At 54.6% G+C, this 24,050-nt stretch carries 23 protein-coding genes; 9 read left to right on the forward strand and 14 right to left on the reverse strand.

What is annotated here, in order from left to right; genetic code table 11:
- Positions 1 to 21: 21 nt before the first annotated feature.
- Both TH30_RS15200 and ubiA read right to left on the reverse strand, forming a co-directional pair.
- The gene (locus tag TH30_RS15200; protein WP_114098942.1) at positions 22 to 1,818 is read right to left on the reverse strand and encodes a cation:proton antiporter; all 1,797 of its coding nucleotides are present in this window, start codon (positions 1,816 to 1,818) and stop codon (positions 22 to 24) included.
- Positions 1,819 to 1,896: 78 nt separating this feature from the next.
- A complete protein-coding gene (gene ubiA / locus TH30_RS15205; RefSeq protein WP_114098943.1) occupies positions 1,897 to 2,850 on the reverse strand; it encodes a 4-hydroxybenzoate octaprenyltransferase in 954 nt (317 codons plus the stop codon).
- A gap of 60 nt (positions 2,851 to 2,910) precedes the next feature.
- Between ubiA and TH30_RS15210 the strand changes: the two genes are divergently transcribed.
- From TH30_RS15210 to TH30_RS15220, 3 genes are all read left to right on the forward strand, one after another.
- On the forward strand, positions 2,911 to 3,711 hold the full coding sequence (locus TH30_RS15210) for a 16S rRNA (uracil(1498)-N(3))-methyltransferase (protein WP_114098944.1): 801 nt from the start codon (positions 2,911 to 2,913) through the stop codon (positions 3,709 to 3,711).
- 12 nt (positions 3,712 to 3,723) lie between these two features.
- Positions 3,724 to 5,094 (forward strand): glutamate--cysteine ligase, encoded by a 1,371-nt coding sequence (locus tag TH30_RS15215; RefSeq protein ID WP_114098945.1) that lies wholly within the window; start codon positions 3,724 to 3,726, stop codon positions 5,092 to 5,094.
- An 83-nt stretch (positions 5,095 to 5,177) separates the two neighbouring features.
- Positions 5,178 to 5,486 (forward strand): chorismate mutase, encoded by a 309-nt coding sequence (locus TH30_RS15220; RefSeq protein ID WP_114098946.1) that lies wholly within the window; start codon positions 5,178 to 5,180, stop codon positions 5,484 to 5,486.
- Here the strand turns inward: TH30_RS15220 and glpD are convergent.
- From glpD to phnD, 5 genes are all read right to left on the reverse strand, one after another.
- Positions 5,474 to 7,012: a glycerol-3-phosphate dehydrogenase gene (gene glpD / locus TH30_RS15225; protein ID WP_114098947.1), complete on the reverse strand. Its 1,539-nt coding sequence runs from the start codon at positions 7,010 to 7,012 to the stop codon at positions 5,474 to 5,476. The genes TH30_RS15220 and glpD overlap by 13 nt on opposite strands.
- Position 7,013: 1 nt before the next feature.
- The gene (gene phnE / locus TH30_RS15230) at positions 7,014 to 7,838 is read right to left on the reverse strand and encodes a phosphonate ABC transporter, permease protein PhnE (protein WP_114098948.1); all 825 of its coding nucleotides are present in this window, start codon (positions 7,836 to 7,838) and stop codon (positions 7,014 to 7,016) included.
- A complete protein-coding gene (gene phnE, locus TH30_RS15235; RefSeq protein WP_114098949.1) occupies positions 7,832 to 8,638 on the reverse strand; it encodes a phosphonate ABC transporter, permease protein PhnE in 807 nt (268 codons plus the stop codon). Before phnE (TH30_RS15235) ends, phnE (TH30_RS15230) begins: the two co-directional genes overlap by 7 nt.
- Positions 8,635 to 9,432, reverse strand: a complete 798-nt coding sequence (gene phnC, locus TH30_RS15240) for a phosphonate ABC transporter ATP-binding protein (protein ID WP_114098950.1) — start codon at positions 9,430 to 9,432, stop codon at positions 8,635 to 8,637. The genes phnE (TH30_RS15235) and phnC overlap by 4 nt, the downstream gene beginning before the upstream one ends.
- An 85-nt stretch (positions 9,433 to 9,517) precedes the next feature.
- Positions 9,518 to 10,516, reverse strand: coding sequence for a phosphate/phosphite/phosphonate ABC transporter substrate-binding protein (gene phnD / locus TH30_RS15245; protein WP_114098951.1), 999 nt, complete (start codon positions 10,514 to 10,516; stop codon positions 9,518 to 9,520).
- Positions 10,517 to 10,686: 170 nt separating this feature from the next.
- Here phnD and TH30_RS15250 point away from each other — a divergent pair, with 170 nt between their 5' ends.
- From TH30_RS15250 to TH30_RS15275, 6 genes are all read left to right on the forward strand, one after another.
- On the forward strand, positions 10,687 to 11,517 hold the full coding sequence (locus TH30_RS15250) for a DeoR/GlpR family DNA-binding transcription regulator (protein WP_258548745.1): 831 nt from the start codon (positions 10,687 to 10,689) through the stop codon (positions 11,515 to 11,517).
- A 160-nt stretch (positions 11,518 to 11,677) separates the two neighbouring features.
- Complete coding sequence (gene fumC / locus TH30_RS15255; RefSeq protein WP_220150331.1) at positions 11,678 to 13,069, forward strand: class II fumarate hydratase; 1,392 nt, start codon at positions 11,678 to 11,680, stop codon at positions 13,067 to 13,069.
- 96 nt (positions 13,070 to 13,165) lie between these two features.
- Positions 13,166 to 13,684, forward strand: a complete 519-nt coding sequence (locus tag TH30_RS15260; protein ID WP_181850323.1) for a DUF2946 family protein — start codon at positions 13,166 to 13,168, stop codon at positions 13,682 to 13,684.
- 65 nt (positions 13,685 to 13,749) lie between these two features.
- A complete protein-coding gene (locus TH30_RS15265; protein WP_114098953.1) occupies positions 13,750 to 14,256 on the forward strand; it encodes a copper chaperone PCu(A)C in 507 nt (168 codons plus the stop codon).
- A 111-nt stretch (positions 14,257 to 14,367) separates the two neighbouring features.
- Positions 14,368 to 14,871, forward strand: a complete 504-nt coding sequence (locus TH30_RS15270) for a cupin domain-containing protein (RefSeq protein ID WP_114098954.1) — start codon at positions 14,368 to 14,370, stop codon at positions 14,869 to 14,871.
- Positions 14,872 to 14,949: 78 nt separating this feature from the next.
- Positions 14,950 to 15,609 carry a LysE family translocator gene (locus tag TH30_RS15275; protein WP_114098955.1) on the forward strand — a complete coding sequence of 220 codons (660 nt, stop codon included), beginning with the start codon at positions 14,950 to 14,952 and terminating at the stop codon, positions 15,607 to 15,609.
- A gap of 104 nt (positions 15,610 to 15,713) precedes the next feature.
- Here the strand turns inward: TH30_RS15275 and TH30_RS15280 are convergent, their stop codons facing one another.
- The 7 genes from TH30_RS15280 to TH30_RS15310 all read right to left on the reverse strand — a co-directional run bounded on the left by TH30_RS15280 (position 15,714) and on the right by TH30_RS15310 (position 23,961).
- Entirely contained in the window at positions 15,714 to 16,709 is a 996-nt protein-coding gene (locus TH30_RS15280) for a dipeptide ABC transporter ATP-binding protein (RefSeq protein ID WP_114098956.1), read from the reverse strand.
- On the reverse strand, positions 16,709 to 17,722 hold the full coding sequence (gene dppD, locus TH30_RS15285) for a dipeptide ABC transporter ATP-binding protein (protein WP_114098957.1): 1,014 nt from the start codon (positions 17,720 to 17,722) through the stop codon (positions 16,709 to 16,711). The genes TH30_RS15280 and dppD overlap by 1 nt, the downstream gene beginning before the upstream one ends.
- A gap of 3 nt (positions 17,723 to 17,725) precedes the next feature.
- The gene (locus tag TH30_RS15290; RefSeq protein ID WP_181850325.1) at positions 17,726 to 18,661 is read right to left on the reverse strand and encodes an ABC transporter permease subunit; all 936 of its coding nucleotides are present in this window, start codon (positions 18,659 to 18,661) and stop codon (positions 17,726 to 17,728) included.
- A gap of 14 nt (positions 18,662 to 18,675) precedes the next feature.
- On the reverse strand, positions 18,676 to 19,686 hold the full coding sequence (locus tag TH30_RS15295; protein ID WP_114098958.1) for an ABC transporter permease subunit: 1,011 nt from the start codon (positions 19,684 to 19,686) through the stop codon (positions 18,676 to 18,678).
- 119 nt (positions 19,687 to 19,805) lie between these two features.
- On the reverse strand, positions 19,806 to 21,413 hold the full coding sequence (locus TH30_RS15300; protein WP_114098959.1) for an ABC transporter substrate-binding protein: 1,608 nt from the start codon (positions 21,411 to 21,413) through the stop codon (positions 19,806 to 19,808).
- 406 nt (positions 21,414 to 21,819) lie between these two features.
- Positions 21,820 to 22,839 carry a threonine aldolase family protein gene (locus TH30_RS15305; protein ID WP_114098960.1) on the reverse strand — a complete coding sequence of 340 codons (1,020 nt, stop codon included), beginning with the start codon at positions 22,837 to 22,839 and terminating at the stop codon, positions 21,820 to 21,822.
- Between the two features lie 102 nt (positions 22,840 to 22,941).
- Positions 22,942 to 23,961, reverse strand: coding sequence for a threonine aldolase family protein (locus TH30_RS15310; RefSeq protein WP_114098961.1), 1,020 nt, complete (start codon positions 23,959 to 23,961; stop codon positions 22,942 to 22,944).
- Positions 23,962 to 24,050 lie beyond the last annotated feature (89 nt).

Here is a 24,050-nt window from a genome sequence, read left to right on the forward strand (position 1 = left end):
GCAATTGAGCAAGGTCGATTATCAAGCGGCCTCTGTTTCGGTCTTGCCAAGATACAAGATCACGTCGCGCGATTTGGCTTTGGGGATGTCCGGGCCGATAAACAGCTGATTGCCGCGCACCATCGCCAGAATGGTCGGGGATTCGTCATGCAGGTCAGTGAATGCATCCCAGCCAAATTCATCGGTCAGTCTGGTTTGACGAACGGAAACCCCGTTCCGATAGTCACGGCGGATATCGTCCGTGGTCAGGGGATTGGAAAACAACTGTAATCCGCCAAGCGTCTGGCTGGCTTTGTGGCGACTGCGATCATCCGGGCCGCGATGCAGTCCGGTCTGAAAGACCGAGCGTCGCCCGAATTCGGGGGCGAAATCGGTGCAGACCAGTGTGTTATAGGCATCATTGTCGGTTGCCGCGATCAGTTTGCCCAATCCGGTCGTGTCAAGGTGATGCTCGAATACTTCAGACAGGACTTCTCCGTAAAATGTCGTCAATCCGGCCTCGCGGGCCGGGCGCAGTGCATGCCAGCGGGAATCGGTAATAACAACCGGGATTTCAAGTTCATGCAGCCGGGTTGCCAGATCAATCGTCCATTGATGGGCACCAACAATCAGGACACCGGGCGGACCTTTAAGGGCAAGGTCGAGGTGACGGGCAAGCGGCCGGATCGAAAAACCATGCAGAAGAACCGTGGAAAAGACCATTGCAAAGGCAAGCGGGATCAGGAGTTTGCCATCTTCATGTCCCAGATGGACAAGTTCGCGTCCAAACAGGCCTGAAACCGCGACGGCAACAATCCCGCGCGGCGCAATCCAGCTCACCAGCAAACGTTCGCGCCATGCAATCTTTGAAAAGCTGAGCGCACCCAGAATTGAAACCGGGCGCACAATGAACAGCATGGCAAGGACAAACAACCCGTGGCCCCAGGTCAGTTCCTCGATCATTGACCATTTCAGGATGGCGGTCAGAATGATGAAGACACTTGAAACCAGTATGACGGTCAGGGTTTCCTTGAAACGGCGAATTTCGTCAATCGCCATCAGATGGGCATTGCCGATAACAAGACCTAGAACAGTCACGGCAAGAAGCCCGGTTTCATCCTGAACGAAATTTGCCCCGGCAAATGACGTCAGCAACACGCCAAGAACCAGCGGGGCCTTGAGAAATTCGGGTATCCAGCCACGACGAAATACCTGCACGGTCATAAAACCGGCAGCAAGACCGATAACGATTGCAATCAGGATGGTAAAGGCCAGATGGCCAATGACACCGCCCAGTCCGTTGCCCCGTTCAACCGCGACAATCACCTCATAGGCCAAGACGGCAAACAGGGCGCCAATCGGGTCATTGACGATGCCTTCCCATTTCAAAAGCGTGCCGGGATGTTTTGATAACCGGGCGTGACGTAACAGGGGGGCTATGACAGTCGGGCCGGTAACAATCATGATCCCGCCAAACAGGGCTGCCACCGGCCAGCTCAGCCCGGCAAGATAATGGGCCGCTGTCGCACCAAGCAGCCATGCCAGAAGGGGAGCAAATGTTGTCAGACGTAAAATGCCGCTGACGCTTTGGCGCAATTCCCGGAAATCAAGCGCAAGCCCGCCTTCAAACAAAATGACGGCCACTGCAATCGAAATCAAAGGCGGCAAAAGCGGGCCAAAATCCGTTACCGGGTCAAGCAACCCGGTTCCCGGGCCCAGAACAAGGCCCAATACGGATAACACGACAATGGCGGGTATCCCGGCCCGCCAGGCGAACCATTGGGCACCAACCCCGGCAAGGATCAGACCGGCGATCATCAAGGCAAGCATTGCGGCCATAAATGTGCCCTTGTAATTGTCGTGATATCAGACAGATGGTGTGCGTATTCAAAAAACACAGCCCCGATCTGAAACTTGTCAGGCAAGCGCGATCAGATGCGACATGACAATGGCGCCAAGCACCAGCAATCCATAATCCCGGTTCGATTTAAAACGTCGCAGGCAATTGGCCGCGTCGTCAAGCTTGACGGTTGCGACTTGCCAGCCCAGATGAATGCCTGCAAGACCGAGTAACACGAAATAGGACCAGTGCAAATCGGCCAGCATGCCCGAAATGCCAAGCAGCAATGTGGTCAGGGTATAAAAGCCCATTGTCCATTTCGGGGTCGCGTCCCCCAGACGCAGGGCAAGGGATTTCAACCCGATCTTGGCATCATCATCCTTGTCCTGATGGGCATAGATGGTGTCATAGCCAAGCGTCCAGAAGAAGCCCGCCGCATACATGGCAATTGCCGCTGGTGCGACTGTTCCGGTGACGGCCGCCCATCCGACAAGCGCGCCCCAGTTAAAAGCAAGTCCAAGGACCGATTGCGGCCAATAGGTGAACCGCTTCATGAACGGATAGACAATAATGATCGGGATCGAACAGATACCGACAACGATCGCCTCAATCCGGAACTGCACCAGAATGGCCAGACCCAGAAGCATCATGCAGCCAAGGAACAGCAATGCCTGCCATACCTTGACCTGACCGCTGGGCAAGGGACGGGTGATGGTGCGTTCGACCTTGCCATCGAAATTACGATCGGCAAGGTCATTGATCACACATCCAGCCCCGCGCATGATCAGTGCCCCAACGCCAAACAGGGCCATCATGATGACGATTTGCTTGGCGGTAATGCCGTCTGTAATGCCACCGGCCATCGCAGTTGACCACCAACAAGGCAAAAGCAGCAACCATGTGCCAATAGGTCGATCAAGACGCAGCAGCTTCAAATACGGGCGAACGGGTTCAGGCACGTAACGGTCAATCCAGCCATCTGCCGGCATGTCGTTTTTGGTACTCTGTATTGGTTGGTTGACCTGTGTCATAATTGGCCTATCTAACAAAAAACTTTTTCAAGTCGCCGTAGAACGGCTTTGGGGACCTACATGACCGCAGATGCCACCCGCGCCCGTCAGCGCCTTTTCGTCCATGATCCTATCACGGCCGGTTGCGAGATCGAACTTGCTCCTGAACAGTCTCATTACCTTGAACATGTGATGCGTCTCAAGCCCGGAACGCCAGTTAAAGTTTTTAACGGGCGCGATGGCGAGTGGCTAGGCACGATCAGCGAGCTTCGCAAAAAGAAGGGGCGTATCACCGCCGGGACGCAATTGCGCGAACAGGGCACCGAGGCCGGACCGACTCTTGTTTTCGCGCCGATCAAAAAACAGCGCCTTGATTTCCTGATCGAAAAGGCGGTCGAGCTTGGTGTTGGAAAACTTCAACCGGTCATTACCCAGCACGGTATCACCGACAAGGTGCGGCGGGATCGTTTGCAGGCACAGGTCATCGAGGCCGCCGAACAGTGCGAGCGCCTGACTGTGCCTGAAATTGCCGAGCCGGTACGTCTTCTCGACTGGGTCGCAAATGGTGCCGAAGATCACCATTTGCTGTTCTGTGACGAGACGGGATCGGGGTCACCAATTGGTGAAGTGTTAAGTCAGCTATTGGCAAAGGGCGCTGGCTCGGTTATCGACAATATCAATGTTGTTAACCATGCACTCGTGATTGGACCCGAAGGCGGCTTTAGCGCCGACGAACTTGAACGTATCCGCAAACAGCCTTTTGCAACGCCTGTCAGTCTCGGCCCACGTATCCTTCGGGCGGAGACAGCGGCAATTGCTGCATTGACGGTATTTCAGGATCGCATCGGCGATTGGTCACACCGACCAGTTGCGAGAGATTAGGGGAAGCCCTTTATGACTGTCAGCGCCTCCACTGGTGACAGCCCGGTTATTGAAAGCCGGCGTCAGCTTATCGAATGGTTTGAGTCCGGTTCCAAACCGAAAAGTGACTGGGCCATCGGCACCGAACACGAAAAATTCGCCTTCACCCGCGATGACCTTCGCCCGATCCCCTATGAAGGGGAACGGGGTGTTAAAACCCTTTTGAATGCCCTTGCCGAACGCTATGACTGGGAGCCGATCATCGAGAACGGCAATGTCATCGCACTGACCAAGGACAAATGTTCTGTATCGCTTGAACCGGGCGGTCAGATCGAACTGTCGGGTGCCCCGCTTAAAAACATTCACCAGACCTGTGGTGAAGTGCATACCCATCTTCATGAACTGCGCGAAATTTGCGGTGATCTTGGCATTGATATGCTTGGTGTCGGTCATCAGCCGAAATGGGCGCGTGAAGACATTCCGTGGATGCCCAAGGGGCGTTACGGGATCATGCGCGAATATATGCCCAAGGTTGGCAATCTTGGTCTTGATATGATGCTTCGGACCTCGACCATCCAGGTCAATCTGGATTTCAGTTCCGAGGCCGACATGGTCAAGAAATTCAGGACCTCGCTTGCGCTTCAGCCGGTTGCGACTGCATTGTTTGCGGCATCACCGTTTGTTGACGGCAAGCCAAGCGGTTTCCTGTCATCACGGTCAAACGTCTGGACCGATACCGATCCGGATCGGTGCGGTATGTTGCCGTTCGTGTTCGAGGACAGTTTCGGCTTTGAACGCTATGTCGACTATATGCTTGATGTGCCGATGTATTTTGTTTATCGCGATGGCAAATACATCAATGCTGCGGGCAAGTCGTTCCGTGACTTCATGGATGGCAAGCTCGATGTGCTTCCGGGAGAACGCCCGACCATGAATGACTGGTCGGACCATATGACAACCGCCTTCCCCGAAGTGCGCCTTAAGAAGTTCCTTGAAATGCGCGGGGCTGACGGTGGTCCGTGGAAGCGCATCTGTGCGTTGCCGGCCCTTTGGGTCGGGTTGCTATATGATGATGCGGCCCTTGATGCAGCATGGGATCTGGTCAAGGATCTGTCGGTTGAGGAACGCGAAGCCCTTCGCAATGATGTTCCGCGTACGGCACTGGCCACCAAATTCAAGAATGGCACCGTTCAGGATCTGGCGAAGGACGTCCTTGCTGTTTCCAAACAGGGCCTTCATGCACGTGGTCGCATGGATGGCTATGGCGATGACGAAACCCATTTCCTCGAAAGCCTTGAAGATGTGGCGGAAAGTGGTCGTACGCTTGCCGAAGAGTTTCTTGATAAATATGAAACCGAATGGAACGGTTCGGTCGATCCGGTCTTTAAGGAATATGCCTATTAAGGCGTTCCTGATATCGGCAATAAGGGCAGTGGCAACACTGCCCTTATTTGTTTGTGCATTCGAATGAAAGAAGGTTCCTGAATATGAGCGTTAAGGCCAATCATTGCGAAACCATGTCCGAGGTTCGTGCCAATGTGGACCGGATTGACCGGCTGCTTGTGGCGCTGATGGCTGAAAGGCTTAATTACATAGAACAGGCAGCACGCATCAAACCGTCACGCGATGCGGTCCGTGACGAGGACCGCATCGAGGACGTGATCACCAAGGTCAAAGCCCAATGCGAAATTGACGGCTTTGACAAGGATATGGCTGAACGGATGTGGCGGGCGATGATGGAAGATTTCATCGCCCACGAGTTCGTCAAATGGGACGGATTGCGTCAACCGGCCTGACGGGATGATTGTGCAGCCTGACCAAGCCGGGCTTGGGCGGCAAACCAGTGATGGACAGCATCGACCTGATCAGGCTGCATCCCGAGACCAAGCTTGGTTCTGCGCCACAGAACATCTTCTGCGTCACAGGCCCATTCATTGGCAATCAGGTAGTGCAGTTCAGCTTCATACAGGTTTGGGGCAACCTCTTGGCCCAATTGAGCCATTGACGTGGCGTGACCCAAAATTGTTCGGGTTGCCGTGCCATAGCAACGCGCCAGACGATCAAGCAATGCCGGTGTTACCCAGTCAAACCGGGTCTTGAGATCGGCAACAAAGCGATTGTAATCGCCGTCCGGCATATCGCCGCCCGGAAGTGTGGCATTTGCCGTCCAGTCCGGTGACTTGTTGCCCAGAACGGGGCAAAGTTTCTGCATGGCATGTTCGGCAAGCCTGCGATAGGTCGTGATCTTGCCGCCATAGATCGACAGGATCGCCGGGGCATTACCGGCAGAGCCTGTATCAAGATCAAACACGTAATCACGGGTCACTGCCGATGCATTGGCATTCTTGTCGTCATAAAGTGGACGAACACCGGAATAATCCCAAACCACGTCATCCCGACCAAGCGGCTTTGCCAGATAGCCATTGACCAGTTCGAGCAGGTAATCAATTTCCGGATCACTGATTTTGACTTCGGACGGATCGCCTTTATAGGGAACGTCCGTGGTGCCGATCAGGCTGTAATCACGCTGATAGGGAATGGCAAAGGCAATGCGTCCGTCGTCATTCTGGAAAATATAGCAGTGATCATGATCATGGATACGCGGCACGATGATGTGGCTGCCCTTGACCAGTCGAAGACCGGCGGCCTTGTCACCAAGTCCGGCATTCTCGACCATCCGGGTGACCCATGGTCCGGCCGCATTGACAACCGCACGCGCCTTGACGGTGCGCGTTGATCCGGCTGCGTCAATCAGTTCAGCGTCCCAGTAATCAATCTGGCGGACCAGATTGGCACACCGGGTCCGCGTGCAGATTTCAGCACCCCGTGTCTTGGCATCCTGCGCGTTCAAAACCACCAGACGGGCATCATCGACCCAGCAATCCGAATAGGAAAAGGCGCGTGTGAATTGTGCCTTTAACGGATTGCCTTCCGGTGTGCCCGCAAGGCTGAGCGCCTTTGACCCCGGCAGGCGTTTGCGTTTGGCCAGATGGTCATACAAAAACAGACCGGCACGCAGCATCCATTGCGGACGCAGGCCCTTGTGATGGGGCAGGACAAATGTCAGGGGCCAGATGATGTGTGGGGCTGCGGCAAGAAGAACTTCACGTTCCTGCAGGGCTTCACGCACCAGCCGGAATTCGTAATGTTCAAGATAGCGAAGGCCGCCATGGATCAGCTTGGTCGAAGAGGAAGAGGTGGCCGAGGCAAGGTCGCGCTGTTCGACCAGAAGAACAGAAAGTCCGCGACCGGCGGCATCACGGGCAATACCTGCGCCATTGATGCCGCCGCCTACGACCAGAAGGTCGTATGTCTTGTCCACGTCAGATCACCTTTTTACGCAGGTAAGCTGAGATGGCTTCGCCGATAATGACCAGACCGATGATCGCCAGAAGGATGGTGGCAACCGTCTGCCAGGCAAAGGTATCAATCGCACCCTGAAGGATGATGCCGATACCACCCGCACCGACCAGACCCAGAACCGTACTTTCGCGCAGATTGATATCCCAACGCAAAATGGAAACGGCAAAGAAGGTCGGCATGACTTGCGGGATAACCCCGTAGACCAGAATCTTGAAACGCGATGCGCCAACAGATTCCAGTGCCTCGATCGGGGCACGGTCGATTTCCTCGATTGCCTCGCCCAGCAATTTGCCAAGGAAGCCAATCGAGCGGAAAATGATTGCCAGAATACCGGCAAGCACACCGGGTCCGAACACGGCCACAAAAAGCAATGCCCAGATGATGGTGTTGACCGAGCGCGATGACACCAGAATGAACCGGCCAAGCCACAGGGTAAAGCGGTTGGGCGTGGTATTCTGGGCAGCGATCAGGGCAATCGGCAAGGACAGGAACACAGCAAAGAATGTCGCAATCGTTGCGATATTGACGGTTTCAAGCAGCGTCCAGGCAATGTCTTTCCAGCCTTCAAGTGACGGCGGAAACATACGGCCAAACAGATCACCCATCTGTTGCGGCGCATCCCAAAGCCACGGCCAGATGACGTTGATGGTCGAAAGTGACCAGACAACGGCAAGTGCAACCAGTGCCATCAGGCCGTAACGACGCCAGCGTTCCTTGGAGGTATAGCGAGACCATTCGCGATGGGCGATTGCGTCCGGTCCGGTCGGTTGAGTGGTGGCTACCATAGGTTCCTCCTGATCCGGCCGCTGATGGCCTCACTGACAAGGATCACACCGATGATGCAAAGGGTGATGGCCAGCGCAAAGTCATAGTCGTAGCGCCCGAAGGCGTTCAGAAGCGTCGAGCCGATGCCGCCTGCACCCACAATGCCGACAATCGCCGAAGCACGCAGGTTGCTATCAAGCTGATAGATCGAAAGACCGATCTGACGGGGCATGATTTGCGGAATGACGGCATAAAGCAGGGTGACAAAGGTCGGTGCGCCAGCCGCACGGACGGCTTCGACCTGACCCCAGTCGATTTCCTCGATCCGTTCGGCCAGCATTTTGGCAACGAAACCGATGGAATAGATCGTCAGGGTCAGAATGCCTGCCAGCGGACCAAAACCGACTGCTTTGACAAACAGGATGGCAACGATGACCGGGTGGAAGGAACGCGCCACAATGATGAAGCCGCGCCCGATGGTGTAAAGCCATTTGGGGGCGATGTTTGATGCGGATGCAAAGGCAATCGGAATGCTCAGTGCCAACCCGAGAAGGGTTGATACAATCGCGATCTTGATGCTTTCCATAAAGCCGTCAAACAGCAGCTCGCCGCGAATGAAACTTGGCGGGAAGGCGCCTTTGAAAATACGGATGGCGCGCGGAACGCCGTCCTGAATGCGTTCCCAGTCAAATGGAAGGCTGGTGACAGCCCACCATACATAGCCGACCACAGCAATCAGAAGACCCCAGCGCAACACGGGGTTGGCAATAAAGGGTGGCTTCTTCCATGTGCGGCCCGTTGTTTGAACGGTGCTGCTCATCTTGCTGCTACCTCGCGCAAATGCGTACTGCTTTCGGCGCCACCACGTTCTTCGGCGGGGACACCTGCATAAATTTCGTCCATGGCGTCATTGTTCAGATCGGTCGGTTCGCCATCGAAAATGATGCGACCAAACCGCATGCCGACGATGCGCTGGGTATATTCCTTGGCTTCATTCACGTTGTGAATATTGATCAGAACCGGCAGGTGCAACTCGGATGCGAGCGCGCGCAGCAGTTCCATGATCTGGCGCGATGTTTTCGGATCAAGTGACGCGGTCGGTTCATCGGCCAGCAGAATTTCCGGCTCCTGCATCAGGGCGCGCACAACGCCAACACGCTGGCGCTCGCCGCCGGACAATTCATCGGCACGCTTGTTTGCGTAATGGGCAATACCAACGCGCTCCATCAGGTGGAAGGCGCGGTCGATATCTTCTTGGGGGTAATTGCGGGTCACAGCACGCCATGCCGGAAGATAACCGAGGCGGCCGGACTGAACGTTTTCCATGACCGTCAGGCGGTCAATCAGGTTGAAGCCCTGAAACACCATGCCGATACGGCGGCGCGCCAGACGCAGCGCCTTGCCTTCAAGCTTGGTCAGTTCAGTGCCATTAAGCTCGATAGAGCCCGATGACGGTTCAACAAGACGGTTGATACAGCGCAGAAGGGTACTTTTACCTGCTCCCGATGCGCCGATGATCGAAACAACACTTTCGCCAGGCACTTCAAGGTTCAGGTTCTTCAACACTGCCTTTTCTTCGCCATAGCGTTTTACAAGTTCTTTGATACGCAGCATTGCGTTACCCCGGTTTGAATGGGAGACGACACAGGGCCACGGCAAGCCGGGCCCTGTGATATCGACGTCGTTTGAGAAATGCGGATTACTTCAGGTTATCCGGGGTGTATTTGACACCGTTGGCTGCCTGGATTTCGCGAATGACTGCCCAGTCATTCTGGTAGGTGATCGGGATGAATTTCGAAACACCTTTGAATTCTTCACCAAGGGCGGTGCCCTTCATGTCGAAGGTAAAGAAGGCTTCCTTGATCTTTTCGACCAGTTCCGGCTTCAGGTTATAGGCATAGTTGAACGAAGTGGTCGGGAAGCGCTTGCTTTCGTAGATGATCTTCACTTCTTTCGGGTCGTAAAGATCGCGCTGGGCCATACGTTCGACAACTTCGGAGGCAACCGGAGCTGCATCATAGTCGCCGGCAACAACGCCAAGGATCGACTGGTCATGCGATCCGGAATAGACAACTTCGTAATCCTGTTCCGGAACGACGCCCTGACCCGGCAGAAGGGCACGCGGTGCAAGGTTGCCCGAGTTCGAAGTCGGCGAGGTGTGCGCGACACGCTTGCCTTTCAGATCGGCCAGTTCGTTGATGCCACTGTCAACGCGGGTATAAAGCTGAAGAGTGTAACCGAAGCGGCCGTCATCCCCACCCATCAGGGCAAACGGAACCGCACCGGCAAGGTTAACTGCAAACGGCGTCGGACCGGTCGAGAAACCTGCAACATGCAGACGACCCGAACGCATGGCTTCAACTTCGGCCGAGTTCGACTGAACGGCAAAGAAGTGAACGTCCTTGCCGGTTACTTTTTCAAGATGCTCAAGGAACGGCTCCCAGATGTCGGCATAAACAGCCGGGTCTTCGACCGGGGTATATGCAAAGACAAGAGTGTCCGGATCGACAAGCTGATCAGCAGGCGGTGCATCGGCCACCAGATCGCCATCCATGTCGCAATAAAGCTGGTCAAGATCGCCACGCGCGATGCAATCGTCAGCAGCAGCTGCCGGGGCAGCAGTGAAACCAAGCATACCAACCGCAGCAAGCAGTGTGGTGAGCTTCAGGCTGTCAATTTTTTTCGGATATGAAAACACGGCTACTGAACCTTTCTTCCCTGTGAACGCTGGCTTTCAGCCATTTATGATGTGGTTTTGTTGGTTTTATTGTTGCTTTTATCAACATTATGAATTCGAAAAAGTTGAGAAATCAACATAAAACTGTAACAAAAGATTTCAGGAGAGGTTGATAGAATAGATGAAACATCATGGAAATAGCCAATCTTCAGGGGGATATGGCTTTGCGTTTGGGAAAAAAAGCAAGACAACAACGCATTCTGCATGAACTGCAGGTTCATCCGCATGTGAGAGTTGCCACATTGGCAGAGCGATTCGATGTGGCGACGGAAACAATCCGCCGTGATCTTGACGCCATGAGCGAGGAAGGCCTGATCAAGCGTGAGTTTGGCGGGGCATCAGCGCGACCGATGGGCCATCAGCCCGATCTGGCGGAACGGCAATTATCTGCGGTGGCCGGGTTCGAACGCATCGGTATGCTGGCGGCTGATATGGTGCGGTCCGGAGATGTTGCGATGATTGATGCCGGATCAACAGTGGCACAGATCGCGCCGTTTCTTGCCGCACGGCGCAGTGCGCTGCCACGTACCTTCCTGACCAACTGTTATGCGGTTGTGCATGGTATGGCTGATCTGGCGGATTATGATGACGTTCTGATGTGTCCGGGCCAGTTTGATCGTCGCGAAAATGCGGTTTATGGCAGTGACACGGTCGACTATCTGCGACGCTTCCACGCCAATATTGCCTTTATCGGTGCATCCGGTGTTTCGCGTCAGGGGTTTAGCGACGTGAACCGCCGGGCGGTTGCCGTTAAACGCGCGATGATGGAACGATCCGATGAAACATGGCTGATGGTTGATCACACCAAATTTGATCAGCGTTATCTTGAAAATGTCGCCCCGCTTGAGGATCTGACAGGGATCATCACTGATCGCCCGCCAACCCCGGAAATCACATCACAGCTCGAACGTGCCGGGATCAGGTTGCTGGCCTGGCAAGAGCGGTCTGAAAAAGTCGGCTAGGGCACCAAGGGTTTGAATGCAAACAAATATTATTTGCATTTGCCTTCGTTCTTGATCCGACCCATATTTCCGGTCAACAGTTTGTAACCTGAACCAAGTGGCTGTTGCACCGGGTTTCCCGCCCCGGTCAGTTTGACGTCTGACACGGAGGATATCTATCGTGACCAATCAAGTGACCACCCGTACCGAACAAGACACCATGGGCACCGTCGAGGTTCCCGCCGACCGGTACTGGGGCGCACAAACCCAGCGTTCAAAGCAGAATTTCAAAATCGGTGGTGAACGGATGCCCGATGCGCTGATCAGGGCGTTCGGGATTCAGAAACTGGCCGCGGCGCGCGCAAATGCTGCTCTTGGCAATCTTGATGCCGACCTTGCCGATGCCATTGAGGCCGCGGCATGCGAAGTTGCCGATGGCAAGCTGCTGGATCATTTTCCACTTGTTGTCTGGCAGACCGGATCGGGCACCCAGACCAATATGAATGTCAACGAAGTCATCGCCAACCGGGCGTGCGAAATCCTGGGTAAACCGATGGGGATGCGTGATCCGGTTCATCCCAATGATCATGTCAATCGTGGACAGTCGTCCAATGACAGCTTCCCGGCAGCCATGCATATCGCCGCAGTGGTTGAGGTTGAAAAGTCCCTGAAACCGGCACTTGTTCATTTGCGCCGCGCGCTTGAGGCCAAGGTCAATGCCTTTGCCGATATCGTCAAAATTGGCCGCACCCATATGCAGGATGCGGTGCCTTTGACGCTTGGTCAGGAATTTTCGGGCTATGCCGCGCAGATTGCCATTGGTCTTGAACGTATTGATGATGCGCTTAAACGTCTGCGCAAGCTGGCCCAGGGCGGTACCGCACTGGGCACCGGGCTGAACGCGCCCAAGGGATTTGACGTCGAATTCGCCAGACAGGTTTCCGAAATCACCGGAATTGCCTTTGCCACGGCTGAAAACAAGTTCGAGGCCCTTGCTGCCCATGATGCCTGCGTTGAAATGTCGGGCGTCATGAATGTGCTTGCAGCATCGCTGATGAAGATTGGCAATGACATTCGCCTGCTTGGTTCAGGGCCGCGTTGCGGTTTGGGCGAACTGGTTCTTCCGGCCAACGAACCCGGATCATCAATCATGCCGGGCAAGGTCAATCCGACACAGGCCGAAGCATTGACGATGGTGTGCGCGCAGGTCATGGGCAATCATGTTGCCGTGACGGTTGGCGGATCAAACGGACATCTGGACCTGAATGTATTCAAGCCGGTGATTATCTATAACCTGCTGCAATCTATTCGCCTGATTGCCGATGCGTCAGTCAGCTTTGCCGATAACTGTGTTGCCGGGCTCGAAGCCGATCAGGAAAAGATCGACCATTATGTCGAACAAAGTCTGATGCTGGTGACGGCTCTGGCACCGCATATTGGCTATGATAATGCCGCCGCTGTTGCGAAAAAAGCCCACAAGGATCGCAGCAGCCTGAAAGAAGCCTGCATTGCGCTGGGCTTCCTTGATGGTGCGAAATTCGACGAACTGGTTCAGGCACGCGACATGATCTGATGCGGCCTGACTGATGACCTGACGCCACCAATGGCCGGACAGACATTTCCCCGGTCACAGGTGAGCGTTTGTCGGGGAAGGCTGTCAGGGGCATCTTTGATCAATGTCATTGCGGGTAAGGATGAATTGGGGCATATCAGCCAGATGTTCTCAACCAAACGCCATAACCGCGAGTGTCGCGGTATATCTGTCAGCCGCGTCCTTCAGACTTGGCTGATGGCGTTTGTGATCCTGCTTGCAGGTATCACCCAGTCCGGCCTGATCCCGGCCCTGATCACTGGCCATGCCACCGGAATTTCGCAGGCCAATGCCGCGGATGCTGTTCCGGGTGGCAACGTTGTTCTGATCTGTACGCCAAATGGCATCGAGCCCGTCAATCTGGCGGATAAGGACGGGGATCAACACACCCGACCAGACAATCCGCCCCCAATGGCCGGTCATGCGTTTTGTTCGCTTTGTGCGACCCATCACGGGGCGGTTGTTGCCATTGAACTACCCGATATGGTGCCGGTTCCGGTTGTCCATCATCTGCGCTTTGCTGTGGCAAATGGCAAGGCGGATGGTCGCGAAGTTCTGCGTGTACATCATTCACGTGCACCGCCAGTCGCTATCTGATTTCCAAAACGAACTCTTGATGAAATCAGACCTGCCACGCGCAGGCAAAAGACGGATGAAACTCCATGAAAAAATTCTTTGCTGTCATTGCGACTTTGGCGTCGCTGTTTGTTGTTAGCAATGCCTTTGCGGCCGATATTGAAGTCAAGGATGCCTGGGCAAAGGCTTCTCTTGGTCAGGTGCGCAATGGTGCTGCGTTCTTTGTCGTTGTGAATAACGGCGATGCGGACCGGATTGTTGGCGTGCGCAGCGATCTTGCAGCCAAGACCGAACTCCACACCCACATCATGGACAACAATGTCATGAAAATGCGTCAGGTCGAAGGCGGTGTTGATGTTCCGATGCATGGCGAAGTCATGTTCAAGCCGGGCAGCTATCACGTCATGATGATGGGGCTGAAAAAGCCGCTCGAAGAAGGCGAGATGGTTCAGGTGATACTTGAATTTGAGAAGGCTGGCGATGTTCCGGTTATGATCAATGTCATGGATGCAATGGCCAAGGGCCCGGCGGGCATGGGGGCGATGAACCATGGTAATATGGATCATGGCGGAATGAACCGTAACGCAAACTGATTGCAGTTATGGCGTCGGTTTGATGGCCGATTTTCAGGGGGAAGGTTTGCGCCTTTCCCCTTTTTTCGTCATGATGGGGAAATAGTCGCCGTTGGTCAGAGGGAGCCCGCAATGTCAGAAAACATCACCATCGACGATCTGATTGCCAAGCTGGGGCTGCAACCCCATCCCGAAGGCGGATATTACGCCGAGACGTTCCGCGCCTTTGAAACATGCAATCCCGGTAACCGCTATCTTGGTGTACGCAGTACCGGAACGGCGATCTATTACCTGCTGACACCCGATACCTTTTCGGGGATGCATATTCTGACCAGTGACGAAATTTTCCATCATTATCTGGGCGATGCTGTCGAACAGCTTCAGCTGTTCGAGGACGGAACGCACAAGTGTGTCGAAATCGGCAAGGACCTTCTGGCCGGGCAGAAACCGCAAATGGTCGTGCCCAAAAATGTCTGGCAGGGCGCGCGTCTCAAGTCCGGCGGAAAGTTTGCCTTGCTGGGATGTACGGTCGCACCGGGATTTGATTTTGCCGACTTCTCTATGGGCAAACGTGCAACCCTGAGCGCGAAATGGCCCGCAGCATCCGATATGATTGCAGCATTGACGCGCGACTGATTTTAAGGCGAAATCGCTCTGTCACCAATCCGGGACGGGGCCAGTTCGGGCGCTGTTCCGAAATACAGGATATGCCCCATGCAGTTCGATACCTGGCTTTTATTTGCCGGGGCGGCAATCGCGTTGTCGATGGTTCCCGGCCCCAATAACCTTCTTGCGATGTTTAATGGTGCCCGCTACGGCGTCGTGTCGGCGGCGGTCGGTGGTGTCGGGCGTATCATGGCCTTTGCGCTGATGATCGTGATTGCCGCAACAGGGCTTGGCGTTATTCTGGCGGCCAGTGAAACGGCCTTTCTGATCATTAAATGGGTCGGGGCGGTCTATCTGGTTTGGCTTGGTGTCAAAAGCTGGCTTGCCAAGGTGCATGATGTTGACGCCGATACTGTTACCGGTTCGGGGCAGGTCGTGCTTATGGCCTATCCCGGTGCCTTTACTCTGGCACGCACAGAATTTCTGACGGCGATTGGCAATCCCAAGGCGATTTTGATTTTTACCGCCTTCTTCCCGCAATTTCTTGACCCTGCACAGGCCTATGGTGCGCAATTCACGGTCATGGGCTTGACGTTCCTTGCGATGGAAAGTTCGGTCTTGCTTGTTTATGGACTTCTGGGGGGACAGGTCAAAGGCCTGATCCGGTCGGCGCGTCATATGCGGATGCTTAATCGTGTATCGGGTGCGCTTCTGGTCGGGGCGGGGGTGCTATTGGCCTTTACCGAGCGGACCCGTTCATCGGCCTGACTTCCATTTGATGGAAAGACATTCCGAAATGCGCAGGGGCGCGCTGGTTAAAGCGCGCCCCCTTGCTCCCTTGTCTACCCGGACATCCGGGTGATCGCCTGTTCTCAGGCGATTTCCTCGACCCGGTGGCACGCCACTTCGCGGCCCTCGAAATTGCGCAGTTCCGGGCGAACCTTTGCGCATTCCTCGGTCGCAAACGGGCAGCGTTTATGGAACGCACAGCCCGATGGCGGGTTGATCGGTGAAGGCAATTCGCCGGTAAGCGGTTCTGCCTTTACACGATGTGCCGGATCGATCTTTGGTGCCGATGCCAGAAGCGCCCTTGTATAGGGATGCAACGGCTTGGCAAAAATCTCTTCGGTCGGTCCTTTTTCAGCGACGCGACCGAGATACATCACCATGACGTCATCTGCAATATGTCTGACGACAGAAAGATCGTGCGAGATGAAGACATAGGCGACATTCATCTCTTCCTGAAGATCCATCATCAGGTTGAGAACCTGCGCCTGGACCGACACATCAAGGGCAGAAACCGGTTCATCGGCAACGATGACTTTCGGTTCCAGAATAAGAGCACGCGCAATGGCGATACGCTGACGCTGCCCGCCCGAGAACATATGCGGATAGCGCTGGAAGAATTCCGGGCGCAGACCAACCTTGGCCATGGTTTCGCGAACACGTTCCTCGCGTTCCTTGCGACCAAGGTGATCCATGTTCAGCAACACCGGTTCGGCCAGAATCTGACCGACCTTCTTGCGCGGGTTAAGCGACCCGTAAGGGTTCTGGAAAATCATCTGAACTGTGCGGCGGAAAATTTTGGCATCCTTGTCAGAAAGGTTGCCGACCGCATGGCCATTAATCTTCAGCGCGCCCGCACTGGGTTTTTCAATCAGGGTCAGCTGACGACCAAGGGTCGATTTGCCGCAACCTGACTCGCCAACGACTGCCAGCGTCTTTTTGGCTTCAAGCGTGAAGGACACACCATCAAGCGCCTTGACCGTCGCGCCGGGTTTGCCGAAACCGCGATTAACATCATAGTGACGGACGAGGTCATCGGATTCCAGAAGCGGAACACCGGGTTTGGTATCCAGAAAACTCATTATACAGTCTCCCCGGTGGCCAGATCGGCAGTTAGGCCGGTCGGCTGGCCCTGATCATTAAGCGGATAGAAGCAGCGTACATCGCGTCCGTTGAAGTCAGTGACTTCCGGACGTGCGCTTATGCAGCTTTCATTGGCGTAGCGGCATCGCGGTGCCAGAAGACATCCCGTCGGGCGGTCATACTGGCCCGGAACCACGCCGGGGATAGTGCGCAGGCGATCATGGCCCTCGGAACGTTCCGGCAATGCTTCAAGCAGCGCCTGCGTATACGGATGACGCGGGGCGGCAAAGATGCTGTCGGCAGGACCGCTTTCAAACAGCTGGCCCGCATACATGACTTGAATGCGGTTGGCGGCCTCGGACACCAGTGCAAGGTCATGGGTAATCAACAAAAGCCCCATATCGCTGTCTTCCTGCAGTTTCAGCAGAAGATCAATGATCTGGGCCTGAATGGTGACATCAAGGGCCGTGGTCGGTTCATCGGCGATCAGAAGACGCGGCTTGCAGGCGATCGCCATCGCAATGACGATACGCTGGCTCATGCCACCCGAAAGCTGATGTGGATAGGCGGTCATACGTGACTTCGGATCGGGGATGCCGACCTGATTAAGAAGTTCGAGCGTACGTTCACGACGCTGCTTCTTGGTGCCGCCTTCATGGACCTTAAGGGCTTCCATGATCTGGGCTTCGACCGTGAAGCAGGGGTTAAGCGCAGACATCGGATCCTGGAAGATCATGGCGATGTCTTTGCCGGTGATTTCGCGACGACGTTTCGCAGGCATCCCCAACAGGTCCTGACCGTCAAAGGTCAGGGCGTCTGCTGTGACACGACCGGGAAAATCGATCAGGCCCATAACGGCAAGCGATGATACCGATTTACCGGAACCCGATTCACCGACGATGCCAAGAACTTCGCCGCGATCAACTGAATAGCTTACTGAATCAACAGCACGAAACGGCTTGTCTTCGGAGCCGAACTCGACTGTCAGGTTTTTTACTTCGAGAAGAGCCATGACTTACCGTTTCATCTTGGGATCAAGGGCATCGCGCAGACCATCACCCATCAGGTTGAAGGCAAGCACGGTGACAAGGATGCAAAGGCCGGGGAAGGTGATGACCCACCATGCCGAACCCACGAATTCACGGGCTTCGGACAGCATGGTACCCCATTCCGGCAGCGGCGGCTGTGCGCCAAGGCCAAGGAAGCCAAGGGCAGCAGCGTCAAGGATCGCACTCGAAATACCCAGTGTGCCCTGAACAATCAGCGGTGCCATGCAGTTCGGAAGAATGTTCACGAACATCTGGCGGACATGTCCGGCACCGGCAATCTGCGATGCAATGACATATTCCTTGTTCAGTTCGGACACCACCGATGCGCGGGTCAGACGCACATAATGCGGTAACTGGACAATCGCGATGGCGAGCATCGCATTTTCAAGTCCCGGGCCGAGGATCGCAACAATGGCAAGCGCCATGATCAGGCTGGGCAGGGCCAGCATGATATCCATCAGGCGCATGATAGCGACTTCGACCCAACCGCGGAAATATCCCGCAACCATGCCAAGAACGATACCGGAAATCATCGACAGGATGACAACAAACACGCCGATAGAAACCGACAGCTGCGCACCGTGGATCAGACGCGACAGGATATCGCGGCCCACCGCATCGGTGCCAAGGATGTAACGCGGATCGGCACCTTCCATCCAGACCGGTGGTTTAAGAAATGCGGTACGGTCCTGTGCAATCGGATCAAACGGCGCAATCCATTGTGCGGTCAGCGCAAGGAACAGAATGATCGCAATGACGATCAGGCCAGCCAATGCACCGCGGTTCTTTTTGAAGTAGTCCCAGGTCTCGCGTAGCGGGCTGGGCGGTGCGCCCATCGGTTCAACAGCGGCTTCCGCCAGAGTGTTCACCGGGGCTGCGGACGGGGTATTATTCTCGCTCATCTTTCGCAGTCCCCTTAGCGTTTATGACGGATACGAGGGTTTACTACCCCGTACAGAAGGTCGACGATCAGGTTCACGGCCATGACAAGGAAGGCAATCATCAGAATGCCACCCTGAATGGTCGGATAGTCGCGACGGTTCATGGCTTCGATGATCCATTTGCCAATCCCCGGCCAGGAAAAGATCGTCTCGGTCAGGATCGCACCGGCCAGCAAAACACCGACCTGAAGGCCGATGACCGTGATCACCGGGATCAGGGCGTTGCGAAGTGCGTGGACCATGATCACGCGGATCGGGGCAAGCCCCTTGGCACGGGCAACACGGATATATTCCTCGCCGAGAACTTCAAGCATTGAGGATCTGGTCATGCGCGCGATCACGGCCATTGGAATGGTGCCAAGCGCAATGGTTGGCAGGATCATGTGGCGCAGGGCGCTGATGAATGCGCCTTTCTCGTCGCTGAGAAGCGTGTCGATCAACATGAAGCCGGTGGTCGGCTCGATGTAATACATGACTGAAAGACGTCCGGAAACCGGCGTCCAGCCCAGCGTTGTCGAGAAGAACATGATCAGAAGCAGCGCCCACCAGAAAATCGGCATCGAATATCCGGTCAGGGAAATAGACATGGTCAGATGGTCGATCCACTTTCCACGATTGATGGCAGCAAGGACACCGAACGGTACGCCAAGGCAAACGGCAAACAATATACCCGTCAGGCCAAGCTCGACTGTTGCCGGGAAGAGGACAAGAAATTCATCCAGAACAGGTTTTTTGGTGACAAAAGATTTGCCAAGATCGCCCTGGAATACACCCATCAGGTAATCGAAATACTGGACGATAATAGGCTGGTCAAAGCCGTATTGTGCCTGAAGTTCTGCGTATCGTGCTGCGTCAACACCACGTTCTCCGGCCAACATCAATATTGGGTCGCCGGGAATGAGGCGGATCAGGAAGAATACCAGAAGGGTGACACCGAAGAAGGTCGGGATGATGTCTCCCAAACGGCGAAACAGGAATCCTAGCATGCCATCGGGCCTTTTTGTGCATCCACGCGCGGTCAGGATACGGGTGGACGTCTCTCTCTATTGCGGAATTGCAAAGAGGCCCGGAAGACCGGGCCTCTTCGACAAGGTTTTAGGTGGTCTTATTCTTTGATGTCGACGCCATAGAAGATGTGACCGCCAAACGGATCAATCTTGTAGTCGACAACTTCGTTACGAACCGGTTCGAAAACGATCGAGTGTGCGATGGTTGCCCACGGTGCTTCACGCTTGAAGACCAGCTGAGCTTCTTCGTACAGACGGGTACGCTCAAGAACGTCCGAGGTGGTTTTAGCCTGCTGAATCAGCTGTTCGAATTCGTCGTTGCAGAAACGAGCGCGGTTCGAACCGCCAACACCGTCACAGCCAAGCAGAACTGCAAGGAAGTTATCGGGGTCGCCGTTATCACCGGTCCAACCGAGCATGAAGGTACCCTGTTCACCTTTTTTGGTGCGATCAAGGTATTCGCCCCACTCGTAGGACACGATTTCAGCCTGAACACCGATTTTTGCCCAGTCAGCCTGAATCAGCTCGGCCATACGGCGTGCGTTCGGGTTGTACGGGCGCTGAACCGGCATGGCCCAGATATCGGTCTTGAAGCCTTCCGGGAAACCGGCTTCTGCCAGCATGGCTTTCGCCGCTTCCGGATCATAAGGATCATCAACGGTGTCGTTGTTGTAAGACCAGATGGTCGGCGGAATCGGGTTTTTGGCAGCAGCGCCCGCACCCTGATATACACCTTCGATGATGGCGTCTTTGTTGATCGCCATGTTCAGTGCTTTACGCACTTTCACATTGGTGAACGGCTCTTTCTCGGTGTTGTAACCAAGGTAACCGACGTTCAGACCTTCCTGGCTCAGCAGGTTGATGGAAGCATCTGCATCCATTTCGGTCAGGTCAGCCGGGTTCGGGTACGGCATGACATGGCATTCACCGGCTTTCAGCTTCTGATAACGAACAGTGCTGTCCGGGGTGATGGCAAAGATCAGGTTGTCGATTGCGGCTTTGCCTTCCCAATATTCCGGGAATGCTTTGTAACGGATAACCGCATCTTTCTGATACTGAACCAGCTGGAACGGACCGGTGCCGACCGGGTTAAGGTCAACCAGTTCCGGAGTGCCGGCTTCCATCATCTTGTCAGCATATTCAGCCGACAGAACAGATGCGAAGTCCATTGCCATGTTGGCGATGAACGGAGCTTCCGGACGGTTCAGAACGAATTTTACGGTGTAGTCGTCAACCTTGACGATGTCCTTGATCAGGTCCGGCATGGACATGCCGTTGAAGTACTCGTACGAGCCGCCTGAAACACCGTGATACGGATGGTTTTTATCAAACTGACGCATGAAGGTGAAGATCACGTCATCAGCATTGAAATCGCGGGTCGGGGCGAAGTCTTTGGTGGTGTGGAACTTCACGCCTTTGCGCAGGTTGAAGGTATATTCCTGACCATCAGCCGAAACGTCCCAGCTGGTCGCAAGACCCGGAACGATGGTGGTGGTGCCGCGCTTGAACTGTACCAGACGGTTGAAAACCTGACGCGAGGACGCATCGAACGTGGTACCTGCGGTGTAAAGCGACGGGTTGAAGCCTTCGGGGCTACCTTCCGAGCAATATACCAGAGTTTTTGCCGAAGCGGCGGTCGGAGCAGCAAGTGCAGTGGCAGCAAGCAGGCCTGCACCAATCGCCACTTTGACGAAATTCGCTTTCATTAAATGCCTCCCTCAAGGCTGGTCCGAACAAGTGACTGCTGCCTACATGATCTTGAACAGGTCATGTTTGACAACGCCATATTGGAACGGACGGGGTTTACCCGATCCAACAGATATTATGTTGGCAATCGACGAGGGAAAATAATCAGGGTTTCTAGGTATCGTCAACGTTTGCTGCGTGGTTATACGTAGAAAGCCCTTGGTCGTTGAATGATGAATTTATGTCAAGTGTTTGTTATTTTTATGAAATTCACTCCCCCATTTGCGTATAGGAGCTGTGCATTTTTTTCGGGGCTCGGACGTAATTAAGGAATATCACTTCATTCGGATGTGCATTTGAACGATTCATAATCCGTTGAAATTTAATGATTCGTTCGATTTGATACCTTGTCCGAGCCCCGGTTTCCTATCTCAGGGTAGTATGAAGTTCAGAGATTTGCGCGATATCGGTGTTCCATGCCGCAACGAACCGATAAACATCTGCACCAAGTGACGGCCATGCATGGAACATCAGTCCCGCATCGCGCAGCTTTGCAGCAAGCTCTGCGGGCAGTTTTACAAACAGCTCGTTGCCGTCTTTTGGATGGGCCAGGGTCGCGCCGCGTCCGATCAGAAGATCGGCAAGGGCGGACGCTGCCTGATTGGCATGTGCTGCATTCTTGAGCCAGACGTCATTTTTGACATAGGCCAGAAGCTGTGTGGCCAGATAGCGATGTTTGGAATGCAGATGGCCACTGCGTTTGCGCGCCTGTTCGATCCGGCCTTTCAGGCTGGTATCAAACAGAACAATGGCATCGACCGCCATCGCGCCGTTCTTGGTCGCGCCAAAGCTGATGGCATCAACGCCTGCTTTCCAGGTGATGTCGGCCGGATGGCAATCAAGATGAGCAACTGCATTGGCAAAGCGTGCACCATCCATAAAAAGACGCAGATCATGTTTCTTGCAGATGTCACCAATGGCGGTCACTTCCGCCGGGCTATATACGGTGCCCAGTTCCGTTGCCTGCGTGATCGCGACACATTCCGGGGCAACCGAATGGACCCCGCGATTGACCTGACCGGAAATAAAGGCATCAAGTGCCGTTGCTTCAAGTTTGGCCGTTGGCCCATCCATCGGAAGAAGCTTTGCCCCGCCGGTGAAAAAGGCAACACCGGTGCTTTCGTCTTCATTGATGTGGGCTTCGTGGTGACAGACAACGCCGCCATATGGTGTGACAAGGGCTGACAGGCTGATGCAGTTTGCCGCAGTCCCGGTTGCAACGGGAATAACCGCAACCTCCTTGTCAAACAGATCGGAAAATGTGCGATCAAGCTGCTGGCTGATTTCGTCGCTACCATAAGCCGGTGCATTGCTGCTGGCTTCAAGCGTCAATGCTTCGAGAACTTCCGGGCAAAACGGGGACACATTGTCGGAGGCAAAGTTCATATTCTATCTCGCAATATCTTGGTGGCATTCAGCGTTTGCAAAGCTGAGAATGATTTAACGTGGTTATCCCATGCAAATGCCGATGATGGCAAATCTGCGATGTCATCCAATCGACTGTGGCAGCGATTTGATCAGTTCAATCGGGCTGTTCCAGGCACACACAAAACGGTATGCGTCCGGGCCGATGGAAGCCCATGGGCGAAACACGATCCCCGCATCCCGCAGGCGTTGCGCCAGATCGTCATTCATATGAATGAAAAGTTCGTTGCCTTGCGGCGGGAACGCGGCTGTGGCGCCCATATTCTCAAGACTTTTCTGCAAGGCTTTGGCCGCCTCATTGGCGTGGCGCGCATTACGTAACCAAAGATCATCTTGGACATAGGCCAGAAGCTGGGCAGCAAGATAGCGGTGCTTTGAAAACAGATGACCGCCGCGCTTGCGGCTTTTTTCCGTGTGACGCCGCAACTTCGGATCAAACAGGATGATGGCATCAACGGCCAGGGCTCCGTTTTTGGTCGCCCCGAAGCTTAAAACATCGACACCCGCTTTCCAGGTGATATCAGCCGGATGACAGTCAAGGGCTGCAACCGCATTGGCAAAACGTGCGCCATCCATAAAAAGGCGCATGCCGTGTTTCTGGCAGACATTACCAATCGCCTGAACTTCCGCAACGTCATAGACGGTCCCGAACTCGGTGCTTTGGGTTATGGCAACGCATTCGGGGTCTACTGAGTGCATGCCATTTGAAATATGTGACCCCAGACAGCGATCAAGCGTATCTGCCTCGATCTTGGCAGATGGCCCGTCAATGCCAAGCAGTTTGGCACCACTGCCATAGAAAGCCACACCGGTTGATTCCGTCATATTGATGTGGGCGTGATGATGACAAACAACGCCGCCAAACGGTGACACCAGCCCCGAAAGCCCGACCAGATTTGCAGCCGTTCCTGTCGCCACCGGTATAACGCAAACGTCGGTTCCGAACAGGGCTGAGAAGGCCGCATCAAGTTGTCGGCTTTTGTCATCCGCGCCATAGGGAAGGGCGGCACTTTCGCTTTCCGCAGCGATAGCATTGAGAATTTCGGGGCAGATGGGCGAAACATTGTCAGATGAAAAGTTCATCGGGAACCTCGGTGACGCAATGGGGCGATTGGCAGTTCGACAAAAAGGCAGACTTCAGACGTCTAAAATCATCAGATAGCAGAGTGTTG

Origin of the sequence: Thalassospira profundimaris, from assembly GCF_003326795.1 — a bacterium.
Lineage (GTDB): Bacteria > Pseudomonadota > Alphaproteobacteria > Rhodospirillales > Thalassospiraceae > Thalassospira > Thalassospira profundimaris_C.

Excerpts from the sequence above, each read along its gene's own strand:
- TH30_RS15200 (WP_114098942.1), bottom strand. The coding sequence starts at position 1,818 with ATGGCCGCAATGCTTGCCTTGATGATCGCCGGTCTGATCCTTGCCGGG.
- ubiA (WP_114098943.1), bottom strand. The coding sequence starts at position 2,850 with ATGACACAGGTCAACCAACCAATACAGAGTACCAAAAACGACATGCCG.
- TH30_RS15210 (WP_114098944.1), top strand. The coding sequence starts at position 2,911 with ATGACCGCAGATGCCACCCGCGCCCGTCAGCGCCTTTTCGTCCATGAT.
- TH30_RS15215 (WP_114098945.1), top strand. The coding sequence starts at position 3,724 with ATGACTGTCAGCGCCTCCACTGGTGACAGCCCGGTTATTGAAAGCCGG.
- TH30_RS15220 (WP_114098946.1), top strand. The coding sequence starts at position 5,178 with ATGAGCGTTAAGGCCAATCATTGCGAAACCATGTCCGAGGTTCGTGCC.
- phnE (WP_114098948.1), bottom strand. The coding sequence starts at position 7,838 with ATGGTAGCCACCACTCAACCGACCGGACCGGACGCAATCGCCCATCGC.
- phnE (WP_114098949.1), bottom strand. The coding sequence starts at position 8,638 with ATGAGCAGCACCGTTCAAACAACGGGCCGCACATGGAAGAAGCCACCC.
- phnC (WP_114098950.1), bottom strand. The coding sequence starts at position 9,432 with ATGCTGCGTATCAAAGAACTTGTAAAACGCTATGGCGAAGAAAAGGCA.
- TH30_RS15250 (WP_258548745.1), top strand. The coding sequence starts at position 10,687 with ATGGAAATAGCCAATCTTCAGGGGGATATGGCTTTGCGTTTGGGAAAA.
- TH30_RS15265 (WP_114098953.1), top strand. The coding sequence starts at position 13,750 with ATGAAAAAATTCTTTGCTGTCATTGCGACTTTGGCGTCGCTGTTTGTT.
- TH30_RS15270 (WP_114098954.1), top strand. The coding sequence starts at position 14,368 with ATGTCAGAAAACATCACCATCGACGATCTGATTGCCAAGCTGGGGCTG.
- TH30_RS15275 (WP_114098955.1), top strand. The coding sequence starts at position 14,950 with ATGCAGTTCGATACCTGGCTTTTATTTGCCGGGGCGGCAATCGCGTTG.
- TH30_RS15280 (WP_114098956.1), bottom strand. The coding sequence starts at position 16,709 with ATGAGTTTTCTGGATACCAAACCCGGTGTTCCGCTTCTGGAATCCGAT.
- dppD (WP_114098957.1), bottom strand. The coding sequence starts at position 17,722 with ATGGCTCTTCTCGAAGTAAAAAACCTGACAGTCGAGTTCGGCTCCGAA.
- TH30_RS15290 (WP_181850325.1), bottom strand. The coding sequence starts at position 18,661 with ATGAGCGAGAATAATACCCCGTCCGCAGCCCCGGTGAACACTCTGGCG.
- TH30_RS15295 (WP_114098958.1), bottom strand. The coding sequence starts at position 19,686 with ATGCTAGGATTCCTGTTTCGCCGTTTGGGAGACATCATCCCGACCTTC.
- TH30_RS15300 (WP_114098959.1), bottom strand. The coding sequence starts at position 21,413 with ATGAAAGCGAATTTCGTCAAAGTGGCGATTGGTGCAGGCCTGCTTGCT.
- TH30_RS15305 (WP_114098960.1), bottom strand. The coding sequence starts at position 22,839 with ATGAACTTTGCCTCCGACAATGTGTCCCCGTTTTGCCCGGAAGTTCTC.
- TH30_RS15310 (WP_114098961.1), bottom strand. The coding sequence starts at position 23,961 with ATGAACTTTTCATCTGACAATGTTTCGCCCATCTGCCCCGAAATTCTC.